This is a genomic window from Bacteroidota bacterium, from assembly GCA_038746285.1.
Classification (GTDB): Bacteria; Bacteroidota; Rhodothermia; order Rhodothermales; family JANQRZ01; genus JANQRZ01.
On sequence record JBCDKT010000009.1, the window covers coordinates 39,208 to 64,391 of the forward strand.

Genomic DNA, 25,184 nt, shown 5'->3' on the forward strand with positions numbered 1-25,184 from the left:
TCGTTAACTTTCTCAGCTTTTCTTCCCACTCCTCCCACTCCTCCCACTCCTCCCACTCCTCCCACTCCTCCCACTCCGAGCCCACCCGCGCCGTAGCTTGCGGGAACACGACCTGCCTCTGCCCCGATGCCTGACGACGCCACCCTCGTGCCCGACGGCCCCACTGTCGCCAACGTCTTCAAGCCCGCCCAGCTCGCCGAGTACGCCCGGCGTCTGGCCCGGGACCAGGCGCTCGTGGAGGAGAAACGCGTCTCCAAGCCGCTGCGCCCGCTCCTGCGCAGCGCCTACCGCGACCTCACCGACGCCTACCGCGCGCTCGCCGGGGCCGGGGCCGAGCGCGAGGTGGTCACGCCGGCGGCCGAGTGGCTGCTCGACAACTTCCACATCGTCCGGGACCAGGTCCGCGACATCGAGGACAACCTCCCGAAGAGCTACTACAAGCTGCTCCCCAAGCTCCGCACCGGCCCGTTCACCGGGATGCCGCGCGTCTTCGAGCTCGTCCACACCCTCGCCTCGCACACCGACAACACCCTCGACCAGGAGAACCTGACAGCTTTCACCCGGGCCTTCCAGGAGGTTGACCTCCTGACGCTCGCCGAGCTGTGGGCGCTCCCGATCATGCTCCGGCTCGTGCTGGTCGAGAAGGTGGTGGCGCTGACGGTGCAGATCATCGAGGCGCGGCAGGAGCGGCGCGCGGCGTCGAGGTGGGCGCGGCGCATCGCCCAGCGGGGCGACGAGGACCCGTCCGAGGTCGTCGGCATCCTGGCCGAGATGGCGCGGGAGCACTCGCCGCTCTCGGGGCCGTTCGTGACGACCTTCTCGAGCCGGCTCCAGGCGCAGGGGCCGAGCGCCGTGCCCGCGCTCGAATGGCTGGAGCAGCGCCTCCGCTCGCGCCGCGCCACGCTCGAAGACGTCGCGCGCCGCGTCACCCAGCGCGAGACGCAGTGGCAGGTCTCGATGGCGAACGCGATCCTCTCGCTCCGCCACACCGGCGAGACCGACTGGGGCGACTTCGTCGAGGACCTCTCGGCGGTCGAGGACACGCTGCGCGGCGACCCCGACGCCGTGTACCCGAAGATGGACCCCGGCACGCGCGACCTGTACCGCCACCGCGTCGAGACCCTGTCGCGCCACGCGTCCGAGACCGAGTTCGGCGTCGCCGAGCGGGCCGTCGCCCTCGCCGCGTCGGCAAAGGAGGCGGGGGAGCCAGACCCGGCCGGGCACGTCGGCTACTGGCTCATCGGGCCGGGGCAGCGGGCGCTCGGGAAGGAGGTCGGCTTCCGCGCACCGCTCCGGGAGCGCTTGGTGCGCATCGCCCACCGGCACCCGACGGCGGTCTACCTCGGCTTTATCACGGTCGTCACCCTCCTGGCGCTCGCCGGCGTGCTGTGGATCGCGCTCGGAGCCGGGGCCGGGCCGGGCCTGCTCGGCCTCACGGCGGCAGCGGCGTTCCTGCCGCTGCTCGACTTCGCCGTCACGTTCGCCAACTTCAACGCGGCGCGGCTCCTCCCCCCGTCGCAGCTCGCGCGGATGGACTTCAGCGACGGCATCCCCGAGGGCAACATGGCCTTCGTCGTCATCCCGACGCTGCTCTCCTCGCCCGAGAACGCCCGCGCCCAGGTCGAGGCGCTCGAGGTCCACGCCGCGGCCAACCCCGACCCGGCGCTGCGCTTCGCGCTCCTGACCGACTTCCGCGACGCCGAGGCCCAGCACGCGCCGGGCGACGACGCGATCGTCGAGGCGGCCGTCCACGCCGTGCGCGCGCTCAACGCCCGCACCGGGCGGGCCGGCGGCGATGGTGCCCCGGGCACCGACACCTTCTTCCTCCTCCACCGCGAGCGCCGCTGGAACGAGCGCCAGGGCGTGTGGATGGGCTGGGAGCGCAAGCGCGGCAAGCTCGAAGAGTTCAACGACCTCCTCCGCACCCCGCCTGATAAGTGGGCAGATGCCGAAACGACCTACACCGTCATCGAGGGCGACTTCCGCGAGACCGTCCAGGGCGACGCCGTGCGCTACGTCGTCACGCTCGACGCCGACACGCGGCTGCCGCCCGACGGGGCCGTGGACCTCATCGCCACGGCGGCGCACCCGGTCAACGTGCCGCGCTACTCGGCCGAGACCGGCCGCGTCGTCGAGGGCTACGGCATCCTCCAGCCCCGGGTCTCGGTCGTCCCCGAGGGGAGCCTGCGCAGTCCGTTCTCGCGCATCTACTCCGGCAACATCGGCGTCGACCCCTACACGACGGCCGTCTCGGACGCCTACCAGGACCTCTTCGGCGAGGGGATCTACACCGGCAAGGGGCTCTACGACGTCGACGCCTTCCGCCGGACGCTCGCCGGGTCGGTGCCGGAGAACGCCGTCCTCTCGCACGACCTTCTGGAGGGCAACCACGCCCGCGCCGCGCTCGTGACCGACATCGAGGTCTTCGACGACTACCCGAGCCGCTACAGCACGTTCGCGATGCGGCTCCACCGCTGGGTCCGCGGCGACTGGCAGCTCCTGCCGTGGCTGATGCCCCGCGTCCGCGACGCGCGCGGGCGCTGGCGCCGGACCCCGCTCTCGGTCGTCGGCCGGTGGAAGATCTTCGACAACATGCGGCGGAGCCTCACGCCGGTGGCGCTCGTCCTCTTCCTCGCCCTGGCCTGGACCTCGGTGCTGCCCGGCTCGCCGTTCGTGTGGACCGCGATTGCCCTCCTCGTCCTCGCCTTCCCGATCTACGCCCCCTTCATCGACGCCTTCTTCCGGCAGCCGGCCGACACGGTCTCGTCGAGCTACTTCCGCCACGCGTGGGAGGACCTCAAGCTGAACGCCCTCCAGACCGGCCTCTCGGTCGTCTTCCTGGCGCATCAGGCGGTCGTGATGCTCGACGCCGTCGGACGGACGCTGTGGCGGCTGTTCATCTCCCGCAAGAACCGGCTCGAATGGGTGACGGCGTACCAGGCTGAGCAGGGTGCCCGCGACATCCCGCGCTCGCTCTGGCTCTCGGTCGCGGTCGGCGTCGCGGTCCTCGTGCTGATCTCGATTGCCGAGCCGATCTCGTGGCTCGCCGCCCTCCCGTTCGCCGTCGCGTGGATCGCCGCGCCGTGGGTGGCGAAGGCCGTCAGCGCCCCGACGCGCCCCGAGCGCTACCGCCTCACCTTCGACGACACGCGGCGGCTGCGCACGCTCGCCCGCCGGACGTGGCGCTACTTCGACGAGTTCCTCTCGGACGACGACCGGTGGCTCGTCCCGGACAACTTCCAGGTCAAGCCCGCCCAGGGCCTCGCCCGCCGTACGTCGCCGACCAACATCGGCCTCGCTCTGAACGCGGTGCAGGTGGCGCGCGACTTCGGCTACCTCCCGCGCCAGGAGGAGGTCCGCCGGCTCGGCGCGATGCTCAGCGCCGTCGAGGGGCTGGAAAAGCACCGAGGCCACCTCTACAACTGGTACGCGACCGAGACCGGGGCGGTGATGCACCCGCGCTACGTCTCGACGGTCGACTCGGGCAACCTCGCCGGCTCGCTCGTCGTGGTCAAGCAGGGACTCGGCGAGGTCGCCGGGGCGGCCTGGCCGAGCCCGGCGCTCGCCGAGGGCGTGCGCGACGCGCTCTGCGCGCTCGACGAGACGCTCCGGCGGTGCCCGCCCGACGACTTCGACGCCGCCGAGATCGTCGCCGTCCGCGAGCGGCTCGGGGCGGCCCTCGACCGGCCGACGCCGGCGACGCTCACCGAGTGGCGGGACCGGCTCGACGCCCTCCTCGCCGCCGCCGCCGACCTCCACACGGCGGCGCAGTTCGAGCCCTCCCCGGTCTGGCGCGACCAGGACGTGGACGAGCTCCGCACCTGGGCCGGGCAGCCCCTCGCCCAGCTCCGCCTCGCCCGGAGCGAACTGCTCAGCCTCGCCCCCTGGCTCGAGGACCGGGACGTCGTCGACGACGACCTCAACCAGGTCTCGACGCTCGGCGCGCTCTTCGACCGGACGACGGCACTCCTGACCGACTCGGACCGGGCGATGGATACGGAGCGGCTCCGCGCTTCGGCCGATGCCGTGGGCGCGCTTCTCCACGACGCCCGCGACCTCGCCGCCCGCGCCGGCGCGCTCCTCCGGGGCATGGACTTCGCCATGCTCTACAACGCCGAGCGCGACCTCTTCTCGATTGGCTACGACGTGGACCGGGGCAGCTTCGACGACAGCACCTACGACCTCCTCGCCTCCGAGGCGCGGCTCGCCTCCTACCTCGCCATCGGCAAGGGCGAGGTGCCGCCGGAGCACTGGTTCCGCCTCAGCCGCTCGACCCGGAGCACGCGCGGGCGCAAGACGCTGCTCTCCTGGAGCGGGACGATGTTCGAGTACCTGATGCCGCTCCTGTTCATGCGGACCTATCCCCGGACGCTCCTCGACGAGACGCTCTACAACGCCGTCTCGACGCAGCGCTTCTACGGGCGCTCGAAGGGCCGCCCGTGGGGCATCTCCGAGAGCGCCTACTACACGCTCGACCTCCACCTGACGTACCAGTACCGCGCCTTCGGCGTGCCGTGGCTCGGCCTCAAGCGCGGCCTCGGCGAGGACTACGTGCTCGCCCCCTACGCGACGGTCCTCGCGCTCATGGTCCGGCCGGACCGCGCCCTCTCGAACCTGGGAAAGATCGACGAACTCGGGGCCTACGGGCCCTACGGCTACTACGAGGCCGTCGACTTCACCCCGGCCCGCGTCGCCACCCCCGGCGAGACGGCCAGCGAGGAGACGTTCCAGGTCGTCCGGTCGTACTTCGCCCACCACCAGGGGATGAGCCTGCTCTCGCTCGCCAACGTCCTCCTCGACAACCGCGTGCAGGACCGGTTCCACTGCGAGCCCTTCGTGCAGTCGGGTGAACTGCTGCTCCAGGAGCGCGTCCCGCGCGTGGTCGAGAAGATCGACGCCGCGCCGTTCGACGAGGGCGAGCTCGAGCCGGTCGAGGTGCAGCCGGTCGCCTCCTACGTCGAGCACCTCACGGGCGACGCGCTTGCGGACCCCGTGCCGCGCGGCGTGCTCCTCTCGAACGGGCGCTACACGGCCTACCTCACGAGTGCAGGGTCCGGCTACGCGCGCCAGGGTGAGATGGGCGTCACGCGCTGGCAGCCGGACCGCACGCACGACGCGCAGGGCTTCTTCGTCTACGTGCGCGACCTCGAGAGCAACCGCTTCTGGTCGGCCGGGCAGCAGCCGGTGCAGTCGGCGCTGCCGCCGGACCGCTACGAGACGTGGTTCCACGCCAACAAGGTCGAGACGGCCCGCGTCGACGACTGGATCGAGACGTTCACCGAGATCGTCGTCTCGCCCGAGGACGACGTCGAGGTCCGGCGCGTGACGCTGACCAACTACTCCGACCAGCCGCGCGTGATCGAGCTGACGAGCTACGCCGAGGTGGTCCTCTTCCCGCCCGTTGCCGACGCCGCGCACCCGGCCTTCTCGAAGCTCTTCGTCGAGACCGAGTACGTCCCCGAGCACAACGCGATCATCGCCACGCGCCGCCCGCGCAAGGAGGGCGAGCACCGCCCGTGGCTCGTCCACACCGTCGCCGACAAGGCCCTCGGGCCGGTCTTCGAGGAACTCCAGTTCGAGACCGACCGGGCCAAGTTCATCGGGCGCGGCCGGACGCTGGACCACCCGGCGGCGATGGACCCGAGCACCCGGCTCTCCGGCACCGACGGGGCCGTGCTCGACCCCGTCGTCTCGCTCCGCCGCGTCGTGGTCCTGATGCCGAAGGAGAACGTGACGGTCACCTTCTCGCTCGGCACGGCCGACTCGCGCGAGGACGCCGAGCGCCTCGTCGAGCGCTACGACCACCCCTACGCGGCGCAGCGCGCCCTCGAACTGGCGTCGGTCTACGGCCTCGTCGAACTCAAGCACCTCGGGCTACCGGGCGAGCGGGCGCTCTACTTCCAGCGCCTCGCCTCGCACATGCTCTACGGCGGGGCGGCTCTCCGCGCGCCCGAAGACGTGCTGCTCCGCAACCGGCGCCCGCAGTCCGGCCTCTGGGCGCACGGCATCTCCGGCGATCTCCCGATCCTCGTCTACCGCATCGCGAAGGCGGACGACATGCCCCACTTCCGGCTCCTCCTCAAAGCGCACGAGTACTGGCGGCTGCGCGGCCTGGAAACCGACCTCGTCATCCTCAACGATCACCCGCCGAGCTACGCGAGCGAGCTCCAGAACGCGATTCTCCAGGCGATCCAGACCTCGCCGCAGCGCGGCCTCCTCAACCAGCGCGGCGGCCTCTTCGTCCGCCGCACCGACCAACTCGCCGACGAGGACCAGACCCTCATCCTGACTGTCGCCCGCGTCGTAATCAACGGCCAGCTCCCGCAGTTCGACGCCGAAGACGACGAGCCTTCCGAGGCCGTACAGGTCGCCGAAAACGGTCAGGCCGAGCGCGTCTACCGCCCTACCCTCGACTCCGCGCTCACGGTCGAAGCCGACAGCCTGCCCCGGCCCGCCGGGGAGACGGCGCGCGAGGCCGACGCCGAGAAGCACGCCGACGACTTGCAGTTCTTCAACGGCTACGGCGGCTTCTCCGCAGACGGGACCGAGTACGTCGTCCGCCAGCACAGCCGCGCCGGGCGCGGCCTCGACCGGACCCCGCTGCCGTGGATCAACGTCGTCGCCAACGAGAACGCCGGGTTCACGGCGTCGGAGAGCGGCGAGGGCTATACGTGGTCCGTCAACTCGCAGCAGAACAAGCTCACCCCGTGGAGCAACGACCCGGTGATGGACCCGGCGGGCGAGGCCTTCTACCTGCGCGACGAAACCCCGACGGATCAGGGGAGCGGCGTCTTCTGGAGCCCGACCCCGCGCCCGGTCCCGGACGGCGAGCCCTACGAGACGCGCCACGGCTGGGGCTACACGAGCTACCACCACGCAAGTCACGGGATCGAACAGGAGGTCTGCCTGTTCGTCCCGCGCGAGGACCCCGTCAAGATCGCCCGCCTCCGCCTCACCAATACCAGGAGCACGAAGCGCAAGCTGACCGTCTTCCGCTACCACGAGTGGGTCCTCGGCGAGCGCCGCCCGCCGAACGCACCCTACGTCACCACCCACCACGACGAGGAGACGGGAGCCCTGCTGGCTCGCAACTACTACAACGGTACGTTCGCCCGCCGCGTGGCCTTCGCCGCGGCGCACGGAGCACCCGTAGCAGGCTTCACCTCGGACCGGAGCACGTTTCTCGGCCGAGGTGGGAGCACCGTGCTCCCAGCGGCCCTTGAGACCGATGCTCCGCTCGACGGGACCGTCGGCGCAGGCCTCGATCCGTGCGCCGCGTTCCAGGTTCCGGTCGAGGTCGAGCCGGGCGAGACCGTAGAGCTGCGCTTCCTGATCGGGCAGGCGGAGCACTCACACGCGGCGCGCACGATCGTCAAGCGCTACGCCACAGCCGAGGCCGTACAGGACGCTCTCGACGAGGTCACAGCGTTCTGGCGCGAACTGCTGTCCGCGACGCACGTCGAGACGCCCGCGCCGGAGATCGACGTGCTGGCGAACGGGTGGCTGCTCTACCAGAACCTCGCGTGCCGGTTCTGGGGCCGGAGCGCGTTCTACCAGTCCGGCGGCGCGTTCGGCTACCGCGACCAGCTCCAGGACTCGACCGCGCTCATCTACACGCGCCCCGACCTCACGCGCCAGCAGATCCGCCGCAACGCCGCCCACCAGTTCACCGAGGGCGACGTGCTCCACTGGTGGCACCCGATCACCGAGGCCGGCATCCGCAGCCGCTTCTCCGACGACCTCCTCTGGCTCCCCTACGCCGTCGCGTTCTACGTCCGCACGACCGGCGACGCCAGCATCCTGGATGAGGTCGAGCCGTTTCTGACCGCGCGGCAACTCGAAGAGGGCGAGGACGAGGCCTTCCTCACGCCCGGCGTCGCCGACGAGACGGGCACCGTCTTCGAGCACGCCGCCCGCACGATCGACCGCTCGCTCACGAAGGGCGAGCACGGCCTCCCGCTGATGGGCTCGGGCGACTGGAACGACGGCATGAACCGCGTCGGCAACGACGGGACCGGCGAGAGCGTCTGGCTCGGGTTCTTCCTCGCCCACATCCTCAAAGGGTTCATCCCGCTCTGCGACGAGCGGGGCGAGACCGAGCGCGCCGAGCGCTACCGCGCCTACCTCAAGGACCTCGAAGTCGCGCTCAACGACACCGGGTGGGACGGCGCGTGGTTCCGCCGGGCCTACTACGACGAGGGGGTCCCCCTCGGCTCTGCCCAGAACGACGAGTGCCGGATCGACGCGATTGCCCAGGGCTGGAGCATCATCTCGGGCGTCGCCACGCCGGAGCACGCGGAGCAGGCGCTCCGGTCGGTCGAGGAGCACCTCGTGGACGAAGAGGCCGGGATCATCCGCCTCCTCACCCCGCCGTTCGATAAAACGGAGCACGACCCCGGCTACATCAAGGGCTACCTCCCGGGCGTCCGCGAGAACGGCGGCCAGTACACCCACGGCGTCCTCTGGGCGATCCGCGCCTTCGCCGAGCAGGGCCACGGCGCGAAGGCGACGGACCTCCTGCGGATGATCTCCCCTGTCAACCACGCCCGCACGCGGGAGAAGGCCGACCACTACAAGACCGAGCCCTACGCGATTGCCGCCGACGTCTACAGCGTCCACCCCCACGAGGGGCGCGGCGGCTGGACGTGGTACACCGGCTCGGCCGGCTGGACCTACCGCGTCGCCGTCGAGTCCGTCCTCGGGCTGAAGGTCGAGGCCGATGCGATCTGGCTCGACCCGCGCATCCCTGCCGACTGGCCAGGCTTCAAGATCAGCTACCGCCTCCCGAGCGACAAGACGACCTACGTCTTCACCGTCGAGAACCAGGGCGTCGAGCACGGCGTCGTGGCCGTGGACGGAGCGAACGGAGCCGTCGTCGAAGGGGCTGCCCGCGTCCCCCGCGTGGACGACGGCGGGACGCACAACGTGAAAGTCACCCTCGGCGGCACCGGCGCGGCGACGAACGGCGCGCAGGCTGCCACCGAGCCGTCGTCGGTGTCGGACGATTCGCCGGAGCAACCGTAGCGGTCGCTGGCGCGTTAGCAAGCGCAGACAACCAACGTCCTCGACGCGAAGCAGATGGCGACGGCAAAGACACTCGACCAGCGTATCGTAGCGACTCCCGGCGTGTGCGGCGGCAAGCCGCGCATCGACGGTCACCGCATCACTGTCCAGAATGTGGCGATCTGGCACGACCGCCTCGGCTGGAGCGTGGACCGAATCGCAAGCGAGTACGACCTCGACCTGGCCGACATCTACGCAGCCCTTGCGTACTACTTCGCGCACCGCGAAACGATAGACCAGTCTATCGAAGCCGGACACGCTTTCGCTGAGGAGCTACGTCGCCAGACGCCGTCGCTTCTCGAGCAGCGCGTGCAGGGTGCCGCGTGACCCGCGTTCGGTACTACACCGACGAGCACATCGCGGGTGCCATCACGAAGGGACTGCGCCGACGTGGCCTCGACGTGCTTACGCTAGCGGAGGCAGGTACGCTCGCTGACAAACAATTACGGGTCATATAACCTCGCGCCGAGAAATGGGACCAGGTATAGAAGTAGCACTGCCGGAGTGGCCTCCCCCTCAACTCCCGCCACTCCGAGCACGGTTCGCAGAACTAGCCACTCACGTATCAGACCTCCCGGAGCTTCCGCGAATGAAACCCCGACAAGGGTGGAAACTCGTGTTCGGGAATAGAGCGGAAGCAATGGAGTTCGATGTTTCGTTTTCGATGTGGTGGGACGAGGATCCGGCGTTCAATGCAACATTCGGATGGGTGCCGAAGGGTGTAGTTGATCTCCACGGGTTCAGGTCCGCTGACATGCCTCGAACGGTTCGCACTCTTAGCACGCTCGCCTGTGAAACGGCTGAACGGCTCGGTGGCTTGATCGCACTGGACAAATCAAGTCCTAGCTCAGTGGGAGCACCGGGGCTACTGTACGATGTGAAGTATGGAGGAGAGCACACGGGAGAGCATGATTACTATGCTGACCCAGTTCGCTTCCGCTGGCTGGCTCGACAACCCAAATTCGAGATATCAGGATGGTCGGCGGTGTGACCTGTGACTGCTCCCACACGCAGTACCCTACCGATTTGCCCCATCCTACCGCTGATTCGCCCTGCGCAGCTGCATCGGACTCTTGTTAGCGCATAAAGTATCCTATGACCCGCCTGCCATTCCTTCTCTGCCTAGCCGCTCCAGCTCTTGCCCAACCGTCAGAGACACCGGTAGGATTACTCGGACGGTGGGTCGGGGCGAGCGTGGAGAACAGCAAGCCGCTTCCACACGTATGAGCGACTTGATTCGCCACTTCTAGACACGGTCTCTCCATGCATGCCACTATCTCTAAAGGCCAGATTGTCAAAGTCGTCGTCGACTTGCCGGAGGACGCGACGGTCGAGGATGCCATTGAGCGCCTGTTGCTACTGAGCAAGATCGAGCAGGGGCTGGAGCAGGCGCGGCGAGGAGAGACGATTCCACACGATGAGGTGAAGCGCCGGATCGAAGCACAGATCGCGTCGTGGCAGAGCTGATCTGGACGCCGCGAGCCTACGCCGACCTCGAATCTATCGGTGCCTACCATGCGCAGCAGTCGCCGGGGTATGCCGAAGTGATTGTTCGTCGGCTCATGCAGGCAGCAGAGCGGCTCGAAGTCTTCCCGACCTCGGGTCGCACCGTGCCGGAGATCGGGGACGAAACGATGCGGGAGGTGGTTCACCGGCAGTACCGTATCATTTACATGCACCTACCGGACGAAGACCGGGTGGAGATCCTCACCGTGTTTCATTCCTCGCGCCAGTTCGGAGCCTTGCCAGGGGAGAGCGATGCGTGATTCCAGACCCGTGATCCATCTGCTCCTTTTCCTCTGCCTCGCAGCCCCGGTAATCGCTCAGCCATCGGACGTGCCGCCAGGTCTACTTGGACGATGGGCCGGGGCGAGCATCGAGAGCGGCACGCCGCGCCTGTTCGAACTGCGGTTCAGCCTCGACGACGAGAACTCGCTTCGCACCGAACTGACGCTACCCTACAACGGCTACGACCGCTTCCCGTTCGCCTTCTCGTACGCGCCGGGCGGCACCTACGACGGCACGCTCACCTCGGGCCTCTTCGGCGACGCGATGCGGCTCGTTGTGGACCTCGGCGAGGGGCACCTCCGCGGGACGGTGACCGAAGCCGACTCGGTGACGGCGAGGGTCCACCTGCAAAAGGTCGTGGACTTCGACCTGCCGCCGATTGAGACCGAGGAGGTGCGATTCGCCGCCGGGCGCGACACGCTCGCGGGCACGCTCATCCGCCCCACCGGAGTCGAGCGCCCCCCGACGGCCGTTCTCGTCACGGGGCGCGGGTACGGCACGCGGGCCGAGATGTCGCTCTGGGGCCGGCTGCTGGCTCGCAACGGCGTCGCCGCCCTCGCCTTCGACAGTCGCGGGGCGGGCCGCTCGACGGGCACGCGCGGCACGGAAACGGCGGAGGACCGGTTCGACGATGTGCGCGCGGCCCTCGACGCTCTCGCGGCGCGGGGTGACCTTGGCCCGGTCGGACTCTTCGGCAACAGTGCGGCCGGGTGGATCGTCCCGGTGGTCGCGGCAGAGCGCGACGACGTGGCGTTCGTCGTCACGCTCGTCGGTCCGGCCGTCTCCCTCGCCGACCAGCAGGGCCAGGTCACGGCGGCCTTCATGCGCGGAGCGGACGAGGAATATTCCGAGGCCGAGTACGCCGCCGCGTTTGAGTACCAGCGGCAGACGGTCGTCCTCGCCCAGGCCGACGCGCCGTGGTCCGCCTTCGAGCCGATCAACGCCGAGGCGCGGGCCGCGCGCTGGGCCGAGCACGCCCTCATTCCCGACAGCCTGGATTTTCCTGACCTCGACTATTTCCGCCGTCGGCGCGGCTTCGAGGCCCCGCCGTGGAGCGAGGTCGACGTGCCGGTCCTCGCCGTCTTCGGGGAGAACGACCCCATCGTCCCGCCCGAGGACAACGTGCCGCTCCTCCGCGCTGCGCTCGCGGGCAACGGCGACGCGATCGTCCTCGTCTTGCCGGGCGTCGACCACACGCTCGCTCGACCCGCAGCGTTCGTCGGCGAGGGCGTGTGGCCGGACCGGTTCTACCGCCCGTGGACCCGCAGCCCGGTCCTGCTGGAGACCCTCATCGACTGGTTCGACGACCGCTTCGTCTCGCCATGACCGCGCATCACGAACCGCTGGCTGAGGTCGCAGGGCGTTGGGTGACCCTCGACGACGCGCAGCGCGACGCCCTCGCGGCGGCGTTCTCGGTGCGAACGCTCGAAGCCGGCGAGCACTTGGTCCTACCCGGCGCGACGCGGCACGAGGTGCTGTTCGTCGCCGAGGGCCTGCTGCGGTTCTACTACCCGGCCGACGACGGACGCGAGTCGAACAAGGCGTTCGTCGCCGAAGGCGAGTTCGCGGGCGCACTTGCGGCGGCAAACCTCGGGCTGCCCCTCCTCTACGGCGTCGAGGCACTGGAACCGACGACCGTCCTGACCGCAGCGTACACCGACTTCGTCGCCCTCATGGACCGCGACCCGGCGTTCGAGCGGCTCGGACGGAAGCTAGCCGAGCTGATCCTGACGCGGAAGGAGCTACGCACGCGCTCGCTCCTGCTCCAGAGCGCGACGGAGCGCTACCTCGATTTCGTAGCGCAGCACCCCGGGCTCGTGCAGCGCGTCCCGCTCTACCATATCGCCTCGCTCCTCGGCGTCACCGACGTTCACCTCTCGCGCATCCGGCGCGAACTGGCCGAGGCTGCCGTTTCTGAATAAAGGTTAAGGCGACCGCCTCGCCGCCCTGTGCATCTTTGGGTCTCACCAACCTGGAGATGCGATGCACGTTTCGATTCTCGGCCTCGGCGCGATGGGTGCCCGGATGGCCGCCCGCCTGCTCGACCACGGCCGCGCTGTCACCGTCTACAACCGCTCGCCTGAGCGAGCCGCGCCGCTCGCCGAGCGCGGAGCCACCGTCGCCGCCACGCCCCGCGAAGCTGCCGAGGGCAGCGACCTCGTCCTGTCCATCGTCCGCGACGACGCAGCGGCCGAAGCCATCTGGCTGGGCGAGAACGGAGCCGCGCGCGGACTCAAGCCTGGAGCCGTCGCGGTCGAGTCGAGCACGGTCACGCCTGGCTGGACCCGGCGGCTCGCCGAGGCGGTCGCCGAGCGCGACGCAGGGTTCCTCGATGCGCCGGTCGTCGGGTCGCGGCCCCACGCCGAGGGCGGGAAGCTGACGTTCCTCATCGGCGGCGAGGCGGCGGCGCTGGAGGCGGCCCGCCCTGTGCTCGACGTGCTCGGTGGGGCGGTGCATCACGTCGGGCTCGTCGGGTCGGGCGCGGCGATGAAGCTGGCCGTCAACGCCGTCTTCGCGGTGCAGGCGGCGGTGCTCGCCGAGATGATCGCGATGCTGCGCGGTGCCGGCCTCGGCGAAGCGGACGCTGTCGGTATCCTCAACGCGCTCCCCACAGCCAGCCCGGCCGCCGCGCGCCTAGCGACGCTGATGACCGAGCACGCCTTCGCGCCCAATTTCCCCATCGACCTCGTCGAGAAAGACCTCAGCTACGCCGTCGCCGAAGCGGAGCGGAGCGGTGTGGAGGCCTCGGTCGTGGCCGCGACGCAGGCAGCGTTCGCCGAGGCCAAGCGGCGCGGGTTCGGGGGCGGCGACATCGTCGGCATCGCGCAGTTGCATAGCGGCTGAGGAACGTGGCGGCAGGCCGGCGGTCAGAACCCGATGCCGCCCGCCCATCCCGATGCCTGAGCTGCCCGAGGACGCAACCTACCCCGCCGACCGCGCCGCGTGGCGGGCCTGGCTCGAAGCCCACCACGAGCGCGGCGACGGCGTCTGGCTCGTCCGCAACAAGAAGGCCGCCGGCACCCCGACCGTGAGCTACGACGAGGCCGTCGAGGAAGCGCTCTGCTTCGGATGGGTCGACAGCCTGCCGCGTGCCCTCGACGAGAAGCGGACGATGCTGTATTTCGCCCCGCGCAAGCTGGGCAGCGGGTGGAGCCGTCCAAACAAAGAGCGCGTCGCCCGGATGACCGCGGCCAGGAAGATGACCCCTGCCGGGCAAGCGAAAGTTGATGCCGCGAAGGCCGACGGGTCGTGGACAGCGCTCGACGCTATCGAGGACCTCGTCGTGCCGGACGATCTGGCCGCTGCCTTCGACGCCCATCCCGGGTCGACTGAGCACTGGGCCGCCTTTCCGCGCTCGGCGAAGCGCGGCATCCTAGAGTGGATAGCGACAGCGAAGCGCGACGCGACGCGGGCGCGGCGCATCGAGGAGACGGCCCGCCTCGCGCAGCGGAACGAGCGCGCGAATCAGTGGTCACGTTCGTGACCGTCTCGTGCTGAGCAGAGTGCAGACCGGGCGGTATTTTCTTGTCGCACTTCCTCATTCTTCGCCGCGCGCCCTTGCCCTCCCACATCGTCGACCTGACCGCCAGCGACCGCGACCTGCTGGACCAGCTTCAGGAGTCCACGTTCCGTTTTTTCTCCGAGCGGTCGAACCCCGAGAATGGGCTGGTGCCGGACAACTCCCGCGATGGGGCCGCTTCCAGCATCGCCGCGACCGGCATGGGGCTCGCGTGTCTCGTCGTCGGGGCCGAGCGAGGCTACATCGGCCGTGCCGAGGCGGCCGAGCGAGTCCGCACGACGCTCCGGTTTTTCCACGACAGCGAGCAGAGCGGCGCGCCCGACGCGACGGGCTACCGTGGGTTCTACTACCACTTCCTTGGCATGGAGACGGGCCGCCGGGCGATGGAGTGTGAGCTCTCGACGATCGACACGACGTTCCTGCTCGCCGGTGGCCTCCTCGCGGCGCAGTACTTCGACCGGAGCGACCCGGTCGAGACCGACCTCCGCACGCTCGCCGACACGCTCAACCGGCGCGCTGACTGGCCCTGGGCGACCAACGAAGGAACCGGGGTCTCGCACGGGTGGACGCCCGAGGAGGGCTTCCTCAAGGCGCGCTGGCAGGGCTACAACGAGTCGCTGCTGCTCTACGTCCTCGCCCTCGGCTCGCCGACCTTCCCCATCGGTCCCGAGCACTACGACTTCTGGCTGGAGACCTACCGCTGGAAGACGCTCTACGGCACCGACCTCCTGTGGGGCGGGCCGCTCTTCGTCCACCAGTTCTCCCATGCGTGGATCGACTTCCGAGGCATCCAGGACGCCTACATGCGAGACCGGGGGATCGACTACTTCGAGAACTCGCGGCGGGCGACGCGCGTGCAGCAGGCCTACGCGGTCCGCAACACGCGCGGGCGGCGTGGCTACGGCGAGCACGGTTGGGGCATCACCGCCTCGGACGGGCCCGGCCCGGCCCGGCACACCGTGGACGGCGAGGCCATCGACTTCTACCACTACCGCGCCCGCAGCGTCCCGTGGGGCCCCGACGATGGCACGCTCGCGCCGTGGTCCGTCGCCACCTCGCTCCCCTTCGCCCCGGAGATCGTGCTCCCGACGCTCCATCACCTCCACGAGAACGTGCCGCACTGCGAAGGCGACTACGGTTTCCTCGCTTCGTTCAACCCAACGTTCCCGAACGGCAGCACCCCCTGGGTCTCGTCAGACTACTACGGGATCGACCAGGGGCCGGTCGTGCTGATGATTGAGAACCACCGGAACGAGTTGCTGTGGCGGCTGATGCGCAGCTGCGACGTGGTCCTGCAGGGCCTGCGGCAGTGCGGCTTCACCGGCGGCTGGCTAGGCGAGGCGGGGTGAGTTCTTTCGGCGTGGAGGGTCAGGAGGGAGAGGACGGACGTGGGCGCGAGGCGTGACGGCTCCGATAGCTTTGGGGGCTATTCATTCCACACCCTCCGCACTCAGTTCAACACCCAGATTGAGAGGTTCAGCACGGCAGCGAAGCTGACCCAGAGGAGGTAGGGCACGAGCAGCCACCCGGCTGGGCGCGAGACCCGGAAGACCGCCCGCATCGTGAGCACGAGCGCTACCCACAGCGCGAGGATCACGACGGCCCCGCCGACAATCGACTCGGCCCCGAAGAAGACCGGCGTCCAGATGCCGTTGAGCACCAGTTGCGCGGCGAACAGTCCGAGCGCCACCCGCACCTCGCTCCGGTTCCGGTCCTCGCGCCACACGAGGTACGCCGACACGCCCATCATCGCGTAGAGCGTGGTCCACACAGGACCGAAAAGCCAGTTGGGCGGGTTGAACGGCGGCTTGGTCAGTCCGTCGTACCACGACGCGTCGCCCGTCACCGTAGTGAGGGCTCCGACCACCCCGACGAGTTCGCACCCGAGCACGAAGAGGCCAGCGATGCCGACCGAGGCCCAGCGGCTCCGTCCGTCGTTTCGGCTGTCCATGCCGTCTCAGTCCCCGACCGCGTAGTCCGCGTAGTTCAGCGTCGGCTCGTTCAGGGCTTGGGAGATGAGTTCGATGTTCTCCTCCAGTTCCTCCATCGTGTCGCCGCAGGTGTGGGCCGGTCGGTTGGCGATGCCAAGCAGCCCTTCGCGGTGGTCGTAGTAGGCTTCGTGGACGAAGAGCGCCGTCTCCCCCTCGTGCCGTACCACTCGGTAGCCCCAGTAGTTGATCGTCGCGATGTCTTCGAGTTCGCGGATAGTCGTGGTCGTGATGTCGAGCCCGCAGCTCGGGTCGAACGTAAGACGGCTCATGGCAGAGGGAGGATGGGCAAGATGCCGTAAGTATAGGCGGGAAGCAGAGTCTCGCCCAAGATGTGCACCGGAGAATAGCGCCGCGAGCGCTTTATTGTCTTCGCCGGGCGGACTAAACCGGGCACCAGGCTTCTTTTGCGAAGACGAAAGGAACTCAGCCCCGCTGGTTGGTCCGGCGCAGACTGGTGCGTATTTTCAGCGTCTGCACGCACCGCAGCGACCCTTTCCAGAGCGCCATGAAGCCCGAAATCCACCCCGACTACCACTTCGTCACCGTCAAGCTCGCCGACGGGACCACGTTCCAGACCCGCTCGACGATGAGCGGCGACACATACAACTCCGAGGTGGACTCGACGAACCACCCGTTCTACACCGGCAAGCGCCAGTTCGTGGACACCACGGGCCGCGTCGAGAAATTCCGCCGCCGGTACGGCAACAAGAACGCCGGCACCACCGAGGAAGCGGCCGACGAGAGCGCCTAGCCCCTCGCCCTTCCGGCTTCGCCTTGTCCGAGGCGGCTTGTCTACGCGGCAGGCCGCCTCGCTCTGCTTACGGTGCCAGCACGACCTTGCCTACGTTCCGGCGCTCCTCGATGTAGCGGTGCGCGGCGGCGGCCTCCCGGAGCGGGAAGACGCGGTCCACATGCGGCCGGATGTCCCCCTTCTCGTAGTAGCGCAGCAGCTTCCGCATCCAGCGCCCGACCTCGTCCTGCATCCCCCACAGGTGGCCGAGGTTGACGCCGAGCACACCGTGGTTGGCGTTCATCAGCGCAATCGGGCTGAACCGCAGCCACGGCACCTTCGCCGCGGCGCGCGCCAGCCCGAGCTTGCCGCCGCCCGTCGCCGCCGAGAAGCCGAAGACGACGAGCCGGCCGGTCGGGGCGAGCACCTCGAAGCTCTTGCGCCAGTGCGCCCCGCCGATGGGGTCGAGGACGAGGTCCACGCCACGCCCGCCGGTGAGGTCGCGCACGGCGTCGACCCAGCGGTCGTTCCGGTAGTTGATCGCGTAGTCGTAGCCGCGCTCCCGCGCGTAGTCGTGCTTGCTGGGCGAGGCCGTGCCGAAGAGTTCGACCCCGTAGATCCGGCCGAGGTCGCTCGCGGCCGTGCCGACGCCGCCGGAGGCCCCGTGGACGAGCACGCGCATCCGCTGCCCGGCCAGTTCCTGCGCGTGCCGCACGCCGCCCATCACGATCATCGCCTGGAACGCCGTGAGGTAGTTCACCGGAATCGCGGCGGCGGTGGCGGCGGGCATCCCGCCGGGCCGGGCGAAGACCTGCTCGGCGAGGAGGACGCGGTGCGACGCGTAGCCCTCGAACCGCGTGAGCGCCAGCACCTCGTCGCCCTCGGCCACGCTGGTCACGCCTTCGCCCAGCGCCTCGACGGTGCCCGCCACCTCGTATCCCACGACCGCCGGGAGCGGGGGCGCGTCGGGATAGAGCCCCTGCCGGGCCAGGATGTCGGCGAAGTTGATCCCGCCCGCCTCGATGCGGACGAGGACCTCGCCGGGGCCGGGCGCAGGCGTCGGCGCTTCGCGGACGTCGAGGACCTCGGGCGGGCCGGCTTTGGGAATCCAGACTTGATGCACGGGAGAAAGAGAACGTGGAGGGTGAGGAGGGAACGGAGGGACTCCCGTTCTCGGCCTCGGTGGTATCCTTCTTTTGCATCCCGAGTTCTCTCCCCACTCTCCTTTCCCTCCTCGCCCCTTGCTCTCGACCCCCGACCTTCTCCGCACCAAGCGCGACGGCGGCGCGCTCACCGCCAAGCAGATCACCGCCCTCATCGACGCCTACACGGCGGGCGACGTGCCGGACTACCAGATGAGCGCCTTCCTCATGGCGGGCTTCCTCAACGGTCTCGACGCGGACGAGGCCGCCGCGCTCACGCGGGCCATGCTCCACTCCGGCGACGTGCTCGACCTCTCGGACCTCCCCGGCACCAAAGTCGACAAGCATTCGACCGGCGGGGTCGGCGACAAAGTCTCGATCATCCTCGCCCCGCTCGTTGCGGCGTGCGGCGTGCCGGTCCCGATGATCTCGGGGCGCGGCCTCGGCCACACCGGCGGCACGCTCGACAAGCTCGAAAGCCTCCCCGGTTTCCGCACCGACCTCTCAGTCCCCGAGTACCGCCGGCAGCTTGCCGAGGTCGGCGTCGTGATGATCGGGCAGACTGACGAGATCGCGCCGGCCGACCGCAAGCTCTACGCGCTCCGCGACGTGACGGCGACCGTCGAGTCGATCCCGTTTATCGCGGCCAGCATCATGTCCAAAAAACTCGCCGAGGGCATCGACGCGCTCGTGCTCGACGTGAAGGCCGGGGGCGGGGCCTTTATGACCGACGAGGCCGACGCCCGGCGTCTCGCCGAGACGCTCGTCGGGATCGGCCTCGAGTTCGGCAAGCCGACCGTCGCGCGGCTGACGGCGATGGACGTGCCGCTCGGTCGCGCCGTCGGCAACTGGCCCGAGATGGCGGAGTGCATTCGCCTCCTGCGGGGCGAACGACCGGCCGGCGGCGAGGCGGACGACCTGCTCGCGCTCACGCTCGCGCTCGCAGGCGAGATGCTGCACCTCGGCGGCGCGGCCGGCTCGTTCGAGGACGGTCACGCCCAGGCCACCGTCGCCCTCGCCGACGGCAGCGCCTTCGCGAAGTTCGGCGAGCTCGTCGAGGCGCAGGGCGGCGACCGGTCCGTGCTCGACGACCCCGACCGCCGCGCCGGATCGGAGCCCGTCGCCACCGTTGAAGCGCCCGCTGGCGGGTTCGTCGCCGGCATCGACGCGCGCGCGCTCGGCCTCGCCGCCGTCCGTCTCGGGGCCGGCCGGGCGCAGAAGGAGGATGACGTAGATCCAACCGCCGGGTTCGTGCTCCTCAAAAAACCGGGCGAGGCCGTCGCACCCGGCGAGCCCATCGCCCACCTCTTCGCCGCCGACGCGCACCGCGTGGACGAGGCCGCTGTCCGCGACGCGTTCGCCTTCGCCAACGCGCCGCCGGAGCCAAGACCGCTCCTGCTCGACCGCTACGACGGCACCGGATGGGCCGGGGACACCGACCGATGACGCACGCCCTCTGGCTCGCCCTGCTGCTCTTCAGCGGCTCCGCGCTCGCGCAAGGCCGTCTGCTGCTCGTCGGCGGTGGCGAGGTGCCGCCGGAAGCAGTGGCCTGGTTCGTCGCCGAAGCCGATTCGTCGGTACTCGTACTCGACTACGAGGACGCGCCCGGCCAGTCTGCCATCACCAGGCTCGAGGCGGCCGGAGCGGCGGTGACGTACCTCCCCATCGCGTCGCGGGAGGCCGCCGCGCTCCCGTCAAACGTCGAGGCTGTCCGGGCGGCGCATGCCCTCTTCCTGCCCGGCGGCGACCAGGCGAAGTACGTCGAACGCTGGCACCGCACGCCCGTCGCCGAGGCGGTCCGCGAGGTCTACATGCGCGGCGGTCTCGTCGGCGGCACGAGCGCTGGGGCGATGATCCTGAGCGAGGTCGTCTTCGACGCACGGCGCGGATCATTCTCGTCGGACGAGGGCCTGCGTGATCCGCTCGCGCCGGTCCTCTCCCTCACCGACGGCTTCATCGGCCTCGTTGAGGACGCGCTCATCGACACCCACTTCACCGAGCGCAGCCGCTACGGGCGGCTCCTCGCCCTGCTCGCGAACTACCACGCCGAGACCGGCCGGTGGGTGCGCGGCCTCGGGATCGACGAAGGCACGGCGCTGGCCGTGGACCCTGGCGGTATCGCCACGGCGATTGGGACCGGGGCTGCCGTCCTCGTCCTCCCCGAAGAGGCGGCGGCCAGCCCCCTTCGCCCTGGCGAGCCGCTCGCCCGGTTTCCCGTCCGGCTCGCCCGCTTCACCGGCGGACTCCGGTTCCACCTTGCCACAGGGGCCCTCGTCTCTGACGCCGCCGAAGACGCCTCTGTGCAACAATAGCGGCTCCGCTGCGTCTTTTGTGTGCGTCCAGTGCGAAGGAGACCTCCGCACCCAGACGCCCCCGCTTTCGTAGCTTCAGCCAGTCCTTCGCACGTTCCGTCCTGCCCCCTCTCTGACCATGTGGAAGCGATTTACCCGACTCATTAAATCCTTGTTCGGCGGTGCCATCTCTGCGATGGAAGACCCGCGCCTGATCCTCGAGCAGAACATGCGCGAGCTCAACGACCAGGTGCCGAAGATGAACGAGAACATCGCCACGGTGAAGGCCAACGCGATGCTCCTGCAGAAGGAGAACAAGAAGTACACGGCCGAACTACAGAGCCTGACCGCGAAGATCAAGGCCGCGATCCAGGCCGGGCGCGACGACATCGCGCAGCGCTACGCGCTCCAGCTTCAGCAGACCAAAGAGGCCCAGGCCCGAACGGCCGAGCAGCTAGGCTACGCCGAGCAGGCGTACGAGAAAGCGCTCCAGGTCAAGAAGGCGTTCATGCGCGAGCGCGAGAAGAAGATCAACGAGGCCCGCGAAGCGCTTCGCGCCCACGAGCGCGCCCAGTGGCAGGCCAAGATCGCCGACACGCTGGAGCAGTTCGAGGTCGCCGGCGTGGACCAGACGCACGACGAGATGCTCACCCGCATCAACGAGCAGACGGCCAAGCAGGAGGCCCGGATGGAACTCGCGCTCGACTCGATCGACACGGAGAGCATGCAGATCGAGGAGGACGCGCAGGAGATCCAGGCCCAGGAGCTCGTCAAGCAGTTCAAGCTCGAGATGGGCATGGCCGAGCCCGACACCGCAGCGTCCGAGCCGGAGCTGTCGATCCCCGAGCCGGAAGAGGTCGAGAAGACCGCCGGGCGCGACCGCCAGCGAACCTCCTCCGGCGACTCGGTGTAGACGAAAGGCGACGGTTAGAGTAGGGGCGCAGCATGCTGTGCCCCTACGCATACCCTTCACCCTATGGACCGCGACGAATTCAACCGGATCAAAGAGCAGGAGAAGGCGCACCTCCGCAAGGTCCGCGCGCTCAAGCAGCAGCTCCGCGAGGCCAAGCGCAAGAAAGGGCTGCTCGGGGCACTCCAGAACCTCGACACCTCCGACCTCGACGCGGCGCACGAGGACGCCCTCCGCAAGCTTACCGAGCAGAACATCACCTCCGAGGCGCGCTACGAACTCGCAATGGAGGCGCTCGACAGCGCCGCCAAGCAGGAGGCCGACCGCGAGGAGCTAGCCCGCCTCGACGCCGAGCGCCAGAAAAGCGCCGCCGCCGACCTCGTCCAGCAGATGAAGACCCAGATGCTCGGCGATGCGGAGGCCCACGCCGAGGCGCAGAACCCGGCCGACGCCAACTCGGAGGACGAGGCCGCACCGCCTTCGGCCAAGACGATTGGCCCCGGCAGCCGCGAGGCGCACGACTCCCAAGACGAGCCTGAGCCGGACGCCCCGCCCGCCCGCTCGATTGGGCGCTTCGGGCGAGACCACCAGACGAGGGACTGACGCGGCCCATGAGCGAGCCGATCAACTACACCAAAGAAGCGTTCCTCAGTCCGTGGAACCTCGTGTTCCTCATCATGGCGATGGTCACGGCGTTCGTCCTCACCGGCACCGGCGTTGCCAACTTCGTCCTGCTCTTCGCCGCCGCGCTCGAGCTGCTCTACCTCGGGGTGATGCCGCGCCAGGAGCGCTTCCGCAAGGTCGTCCGCGCGCGCAAGATGGCCGAGCGCAACAAGCCGCCGACCGAGAAGGAGGTCTTCCGGCAGCTCACGAAGGCCAGCCAGAAGCGCTACATCCGCTTCCGCAACATCGAGAAGGCCGTCCGGGAGAACTACGAGAAGATGTCCTACGCCTCGCAGGGCCTCCTCGAATCCCACCTCAAGAAGATCGACGATCTGCTCGACTCGTACCTCGCCATGCTCCAGCAGAAGGAGCGCTACGAGCGCTTCTCGCGCCAGGCGACGGAGGACGAGGTGGTCAACGCGATGGCCCAACTCCGAGGCGAGATGGCAGACGACCCGCCGAAGGTGCAGCAGATCAAGCAGAAGCGGCTCGACATCCTCGAGAAGCGGCTCGTCAAGTTCAAGAAGTCGCACGAGAACCTCGCCGTGATCGAGGCCCAGCTCGAGACGATCGAGGACGTGACGAAGTACATCCACGAGCAGTCGCTCACGATGCGCAACCCCGAGGAGATCTCGTTCCAGCTCGACACGCTCGTCTCCGAGGTCGAGGAGACGCAGGCCTCCATCGAGGAGATCGAGGAGGTCTTCGCCCCGCCGACCGACCTGCTCGACGACCTCGACACGTTCGAGGACCCGGCGGCCACCGGCACCGCCGCCGGGCGCGACCGGCTGCGCGGCTGACCGCACGACTTCCGGCTTTTCGCTTCTGTCTCTGGGCTGGTCTGAGACCTGTTCCAGCCCACCGCATTCCCCTTGTACGGGCGGGTTTGAAACCGGCCCCTACCCATTTCACCCGCCCGCATGGACTTCGACACCCTGCTCTACGACGTGGACGCCGACGGCATCGCCACCGTCACGCTCAACCGGCCGGACAAGCTGAACGCCATCAACACCCAGGTCATCGTCGAACTCGGCCGCGCCTTCCGCCAGGCTCGGGGAGACGCCAGCGTGCGCGGTGTCGTCCTGACGGGCAGCGGCGAGAAAGCCTTCGCCGCCGGGGCCGACATCGCCGAGTTCACCGACCTCGACGCGCTCGAAGGGCATCGCTTCGCCCTCCGCGGGCAGGCCATCCTCACGAGCATCGAGAGCCTGCCGAAGCCGGTCGTGGCGGCCGTCAACGGCTACGCGCTTGGGGGCGGCTGCGAGCTCGCCCTCGCCTGCCACCTCCGCCTGGCGAGCGAGAACGCGCAGTTCGGCCTGCCGGAAGTCGGCCTCGGGCTGATCCCCGGCTACGGCGGGACGCAGCGCCTGCCCCGGATCGTCGGCCAGGGCATTGCCACCGAGATGATCCTCACCGGCAACCGCATCACGGCGGAGCGCGCCCACGCCGTCGGCCTCGTCAACCACGTCACGCCGAGCACCGACCTCGTGGGTAAGGCCAAAGAGATCGCCCGCACGATTGCCTCGAAGGCCCCGCTCGCCGTGGCGATGGCGCTCAACGCGCTTCGATCCGTAGACTTGCCGCAGGCGCAGGGCCTGCAGATGGAGGCCGCCCTCTTCGGCCAAGCGTGCGGCACCGAAGACTTCCAGGAAGGCGTCCACGCGTTCCTCAACAAGCAGAAGCCAGAGTTTTCGGGACGCTGATTTCATTGAGTGATTGTCTGATTGAGCGATTGGGTGATTGTGCTGCTCCAATCGCCCAATCACTCAATCACCCATTCAGCCAATGGCCATAGCTCTCATCGCTCTGATGCTCGTCCTGAGCGCGTTCTTCTCCGGCTCGGAGATCGCGTTCGTGACGGCGAACCGGCTCAAGGCGGAGGTACGCGCCCACCGCGAGGGGTTCGTCGGGCGGCTCGTCCGCGAGTTCATCCGCGAGCCCGCCCGGTTCCTGACGACGACCCTCGTCGGCAACAACATCGCGCTCGTGCTCTACTCGGCGCTGATGACGCTCGCGCTCGACGACCCGCTGCGCGCCTTCGCCCGCGACCTCCTCGGGCCGGACGCCGCTGTCGAAGGCCTCGTCCTCGTCCTCCAGACGATCATCGCCTCGACGATTGTTCTCATCTTCGGCGAGATCATCCCGAAGTCGCTCTTCCGCGAACCGGCCGACCGGGTCGTCTTCGCCGCTGCGCTCCCGCTCAAGCTGACGTACTACCTCTTCCTCCCCGTCATCAAGATTGCCGGGTGGACCAGCTCGCTCCTCGTCCGGCTGACGGGCGTCGAGGCGCAGAGCTTCCAGCAGTTCCTCCGCAGCGACTACGAGGCGATCGTCCGCGAGAGCCGCGAGAGCGGGACGCTCGACCTCGACGAGGAGGAGAGCGAGATCCTGTCGAACGTCTTCGAGCTGCGCAACCTCCGGGTCAAGGACTCGATGGTCCCGCGCACCGATGTCGAGGCGCTCGACGAGGACGCGACGCTCGCCGAGGCCCGCGCCCGGTTCGTCGAGACGGGCTTTTCGCGCCTGCCGGTCTACCGCGAGAACGTGGACCACATCGTCGGCGTGGTCGTGGCGCACGACCTGTTCCAGCGGCCCGAGCGGCTCAGCGACATCGTCCGCGAGGTGACCTTCGTGCCCGAGGCGAAGCGCGCCAAAGACCTGCTCTACGAGTTTCTCGAAACCGGCACGTCGATGGTCATCGTGATCGACGAGTACGGCGGCACAGCGGGCCTGATCACGGTCGAGGACCTCCTCGAAGAGCTCTTCGGCGACATCCGCGACGAGTTCGACGCCGAGGACGAGGTCGTGCGGCAGGTCAACGACCACACCTTCCTCGTCAGCGGCCGCGCCGAGGTCGAACTGCTCAACGCGAACTACGACCTCCACCTCCCCGAAGGCGACTACGAGACCGTGGCCGGCCTCGTCCTCGACCGCCTCTCCTCGATCCCGGACGAGCGCACCGAGTTCGACCTCGACGGCTACCGGCTGATGATCCTGAAGGCCTCAGCGAACCGCATCGAGACGGTGCGCATCGTCCGCGACGCGCCAGGGCGGCTGGAGGAGTAGGAGCGGGCGAGGTGCGCTGG

Annotated in this window: 20 protein-coding genes; 17 read left to right on the plus strand and 3 right to left on the minus strand. The window is 69.1% G+C overall.

Annotated elements, in window-relative coordinates; genetic code table 11:
- Nucleotides 1–126 precede the first annotated feature (126 nt).
- The 9 genes from AAGI91_04570 (at nt 127) to AAGI91_04610 (ending at nt 15,720) form a co-directional block, all read left to right on the plus strand.
- Nucleotides 127–9,024, plus strand: coding sequence for a glucoamylase family protein (locus tag AAGI91_04570; protein MEM1041883.1), 8,898 nt, complete (start codon nt 127–129; stop codon nt 9,022–9,024).
- A gap of 54 nt (nt 9,025–9,078) precedes the next feature.
- The gene (locus AAGI91_04575; protein MEM1041884.1) at nt 9,079–9,390 is read left to right on the plus strand and encodes a DUF433 domain-containing protein; all 312 of its coding nucleotides are present in this window, start codon (nt 9,079–9,081) and stop codon (nt 9,388–9,390) included.
- 936 nt (nt 9,391–10,326) lie between these two features.
- On the plus strand, nt 10,327–10,530 hold the full coding sequence (locus tag AAGI91_04580) for a hypothetical protein (GenBank protein MEM1041885.1): 204 nt from the start codon (nt 10,327–10,329) through the stop codon (nt 10,528–10,530).
- Complete coding sequence (locus tag AAGI91_04585) at nt 10,518–10,829, plus strand: type II toxin-antitoxin system RelE/ParE family toxin (GenBank protein MEM1041886.1); 312 nt, start codon at nt 10,518–10,520, stop codon at nt 10,827–10,829. Before AAGI91_04580 ends, AAGI91_04585 begins: the two co-directional genes overlap by 13 nt.
- A 10-nt stretch (nt 10,830–10,839) precedes the next feature.
- Nucleotides 10,840–12,177, plus strand: a complete 1,338-nt coding sequence (locus AAGI91_04590; GenBank protein ID MEM1041887.1) for an alpha/beta hydrolase — start codon at nt 10,840–10,842, stop codon at nt 12,175–12,177.
- Nucleotides 12,174–12,773, plus strand: coding sequence for a Crp/Fnr family transcriptional regulator (locus tag AAGI91_04595; GenBank protein MEM1041888.1), 600 nt, complete (start codon nt 12,174–12,176; stop codon nt 12,771–12,773). The genes AAGI91_04590 and AAGI91_04595 overlap by 4 nt, the downstream gene beginning before the upstream one ends.
- Nucleotides 12,774–12,834: 61 nt before the next feature.
- Nucleotides 12,835–13,695 (plus strand): NAD(P)-dependent oxidoreductase, encoded by an 861-nt coding sequence (locus tag AAGI91_04600; protein MEM1041889.1) that lies wholly within the window; start codon nt 12,835–12,837, stop codon nt 13,693–13,695.
- Nucleotides 13,696–13,747: 52 nt separating this feature from the next.
- The gene (locus AAGI91_04605; protein MEM1041890.1) at nt 13,748–14,335 is read left to right on the plus strand and encodes a YdeI/OmpD-associated family protein; all 588 of its coding nucleotides are present in this window, start codon (nt 13,748–13,750) and stop codon (nt 14,333–14,335) included.
- 74 nt (nt 14,336–14,409) lie between these two features.
- Nucleotides 14,410–15,720: a glucoamylase family protein gene (locus tag AAGI91_04610; GenBank protein ID MEM1041891.1), complete on the plus strand. Its 1,311-nt coding sequence runs from the start codon at nt 14,410–14,412 to the stop codon at nt 15,718–15,720.
- A gap of 101 nt (nt 15,721–15,821) precedes the next feature.
- Here the strand turns inward: AAGI91_04610 and AAGI91_04615 are convergent, their stop codons facing one another.
- Both AAGI91_04615 and AAGI91_04620 read right to left on the minus strand, forming a co-directional pair.
- Nucleotides 15,822–16,322: a TspO/MBR family protein gene (locus AAGI91_04615; GenBank protein MEM1041892.1), complete on the minus strand. Its 501-nt coding sequence runs from the start codon at nt 16,320–16,322 to the stop codon at nt 15,822–15,824.
- A 6-nt stretch (nt 16,323–16,328) separates the two neighbouring features.
- Complete coding sequence (locus AAGI91_04620) at nt 16,329–16,631, minus strand: hypothetical protein (GenBank protein MEM1041893.1); 303 nt, start codon at nt 16,629–16,631, stop codon at nt 16,329–16,331.
- 236 nt (nt 16,632–16,867) lie between these two features.
- On the opposite strand from AAGI91_04620, the gene rpmE reads away from it, so the two are divergent.
- The gene (rpmE, locus tag AAGI91_04625; GenBank protein ID MEM1041894.1) at nt 16,868–17,113 is read left to right on the plus strand and encodes a 50S ribosomal protein L31; all 246 of its coding nucleotides are present in this window, start codon (nt 16,868–16,870) and stop codon (nt 17,111–17,113) included.
- A 67-nt stretch (nt 17,114–17,180) separates the two neighbouring features.
- Here rpmE and AAGI91_04630 read toward each other — a convergent pair whose 3' ends face one another.
- Nucleotides 17,181–18,215: a medium chain dehydrogenase/reductase family protein gene (locus AAGI91_04630; protein MEM1041895.1), complete on the minus strand. Its 1,035-nt coding sequence runs from the start codon at nt 18,213–18,215 to the stop codon at nt 17,181–17,183.
- Between the two features lie 118 nt (nt 18,216–18,333).
- Between AAGI91_04630 and AAGI91_04635 the strand changes: the two genes are divergently transcribed.
- From AAGI91_04635 to AAGI91_04665, 7 genes are all read left to right on the plus strand, one after another.
- The gene (locus tag AAGI91_04635; protein ID MEM1041896.1) at nt 18,334–19,680 is read left to right on the plus strand and encodes a thymidine phosphorylase; all 1,347 of its coding nucleotides are present in this window, start codon (nt 18,334–18,336) and stop codon (nt 19,678–19,680) included.
- Nucleotides 19,677–20,546, plus strand: coding sequence for a cyanophycinase (locus tag AAGI91_04640; protein MEM1041897.1), 870 nt, complete (start codon nt 19,677–19,679; stop codon nt 20,544–20,546). Before AAGI91_04635 ends, AAGI91_04640 begins: the two co-directional genes overlap by 4 nt.
- A 118-nt stretch (nt 20,547–20,664) precedes the next feature.
- Nucleotides 20,665–21,438: a PspA/IM30 family protein gene (locus AAGI91_04645; GenBank protein MEM1041898.1), complete on the plus strand. Its 774-nt coding sequence runs from the start codon at nt 20,665–20,667 to the stop codon at nt 21,436–21,438.
- Nucleotides 21,439–21,501: 63 nt separating this feature from the next.
- Nucleotides 21,502–22,038, plus strand: a complete 537-nt coding sequence (locus tag AAGI91_04650; protein ID MEM1041899.1) for a hypothetical protein — start codon at nt 21,502–21,504, stop codon at nt 22,036–22,038.
- Between the two features lie 8 nt (nt 22,039–22,046).
- Nucleotides 22,047–22,898, plus strand: coding sequence for a hypothetical protein (locus AAGI91_04655; protein ID MEM1041900.1), 852 nt, complete (start codon nt 22,047–22,049; stop codon nt 22,896–22,898).
- A gap of 120 nt (nt 22,899–23,018) precedes the next feature.
- On the plus strand, nt 23,019–23,801 hold the full coding sequence (locus tag AAGI91_04660; protein MEM1041901.1) for an enoyl-CoA hydratase-related protein: 783 nt from the start codon (nt 23,019–23,021) through the stop codon (nt 23,799–23,801).
- An 82-nt stretch (nt 23,802–23,883) separates the two neighbouring features.
- Entirely contained in the window at nt 23,884–25,164 is a 1,281-nt protein-coding gene (locus tag AAGI91_04665; protein MEM1041902.1) for a hemolysin family protein, read from the plus strand.
- Nucleotides 25,165–25,184 lie beyond the last annotated feature (20 nt).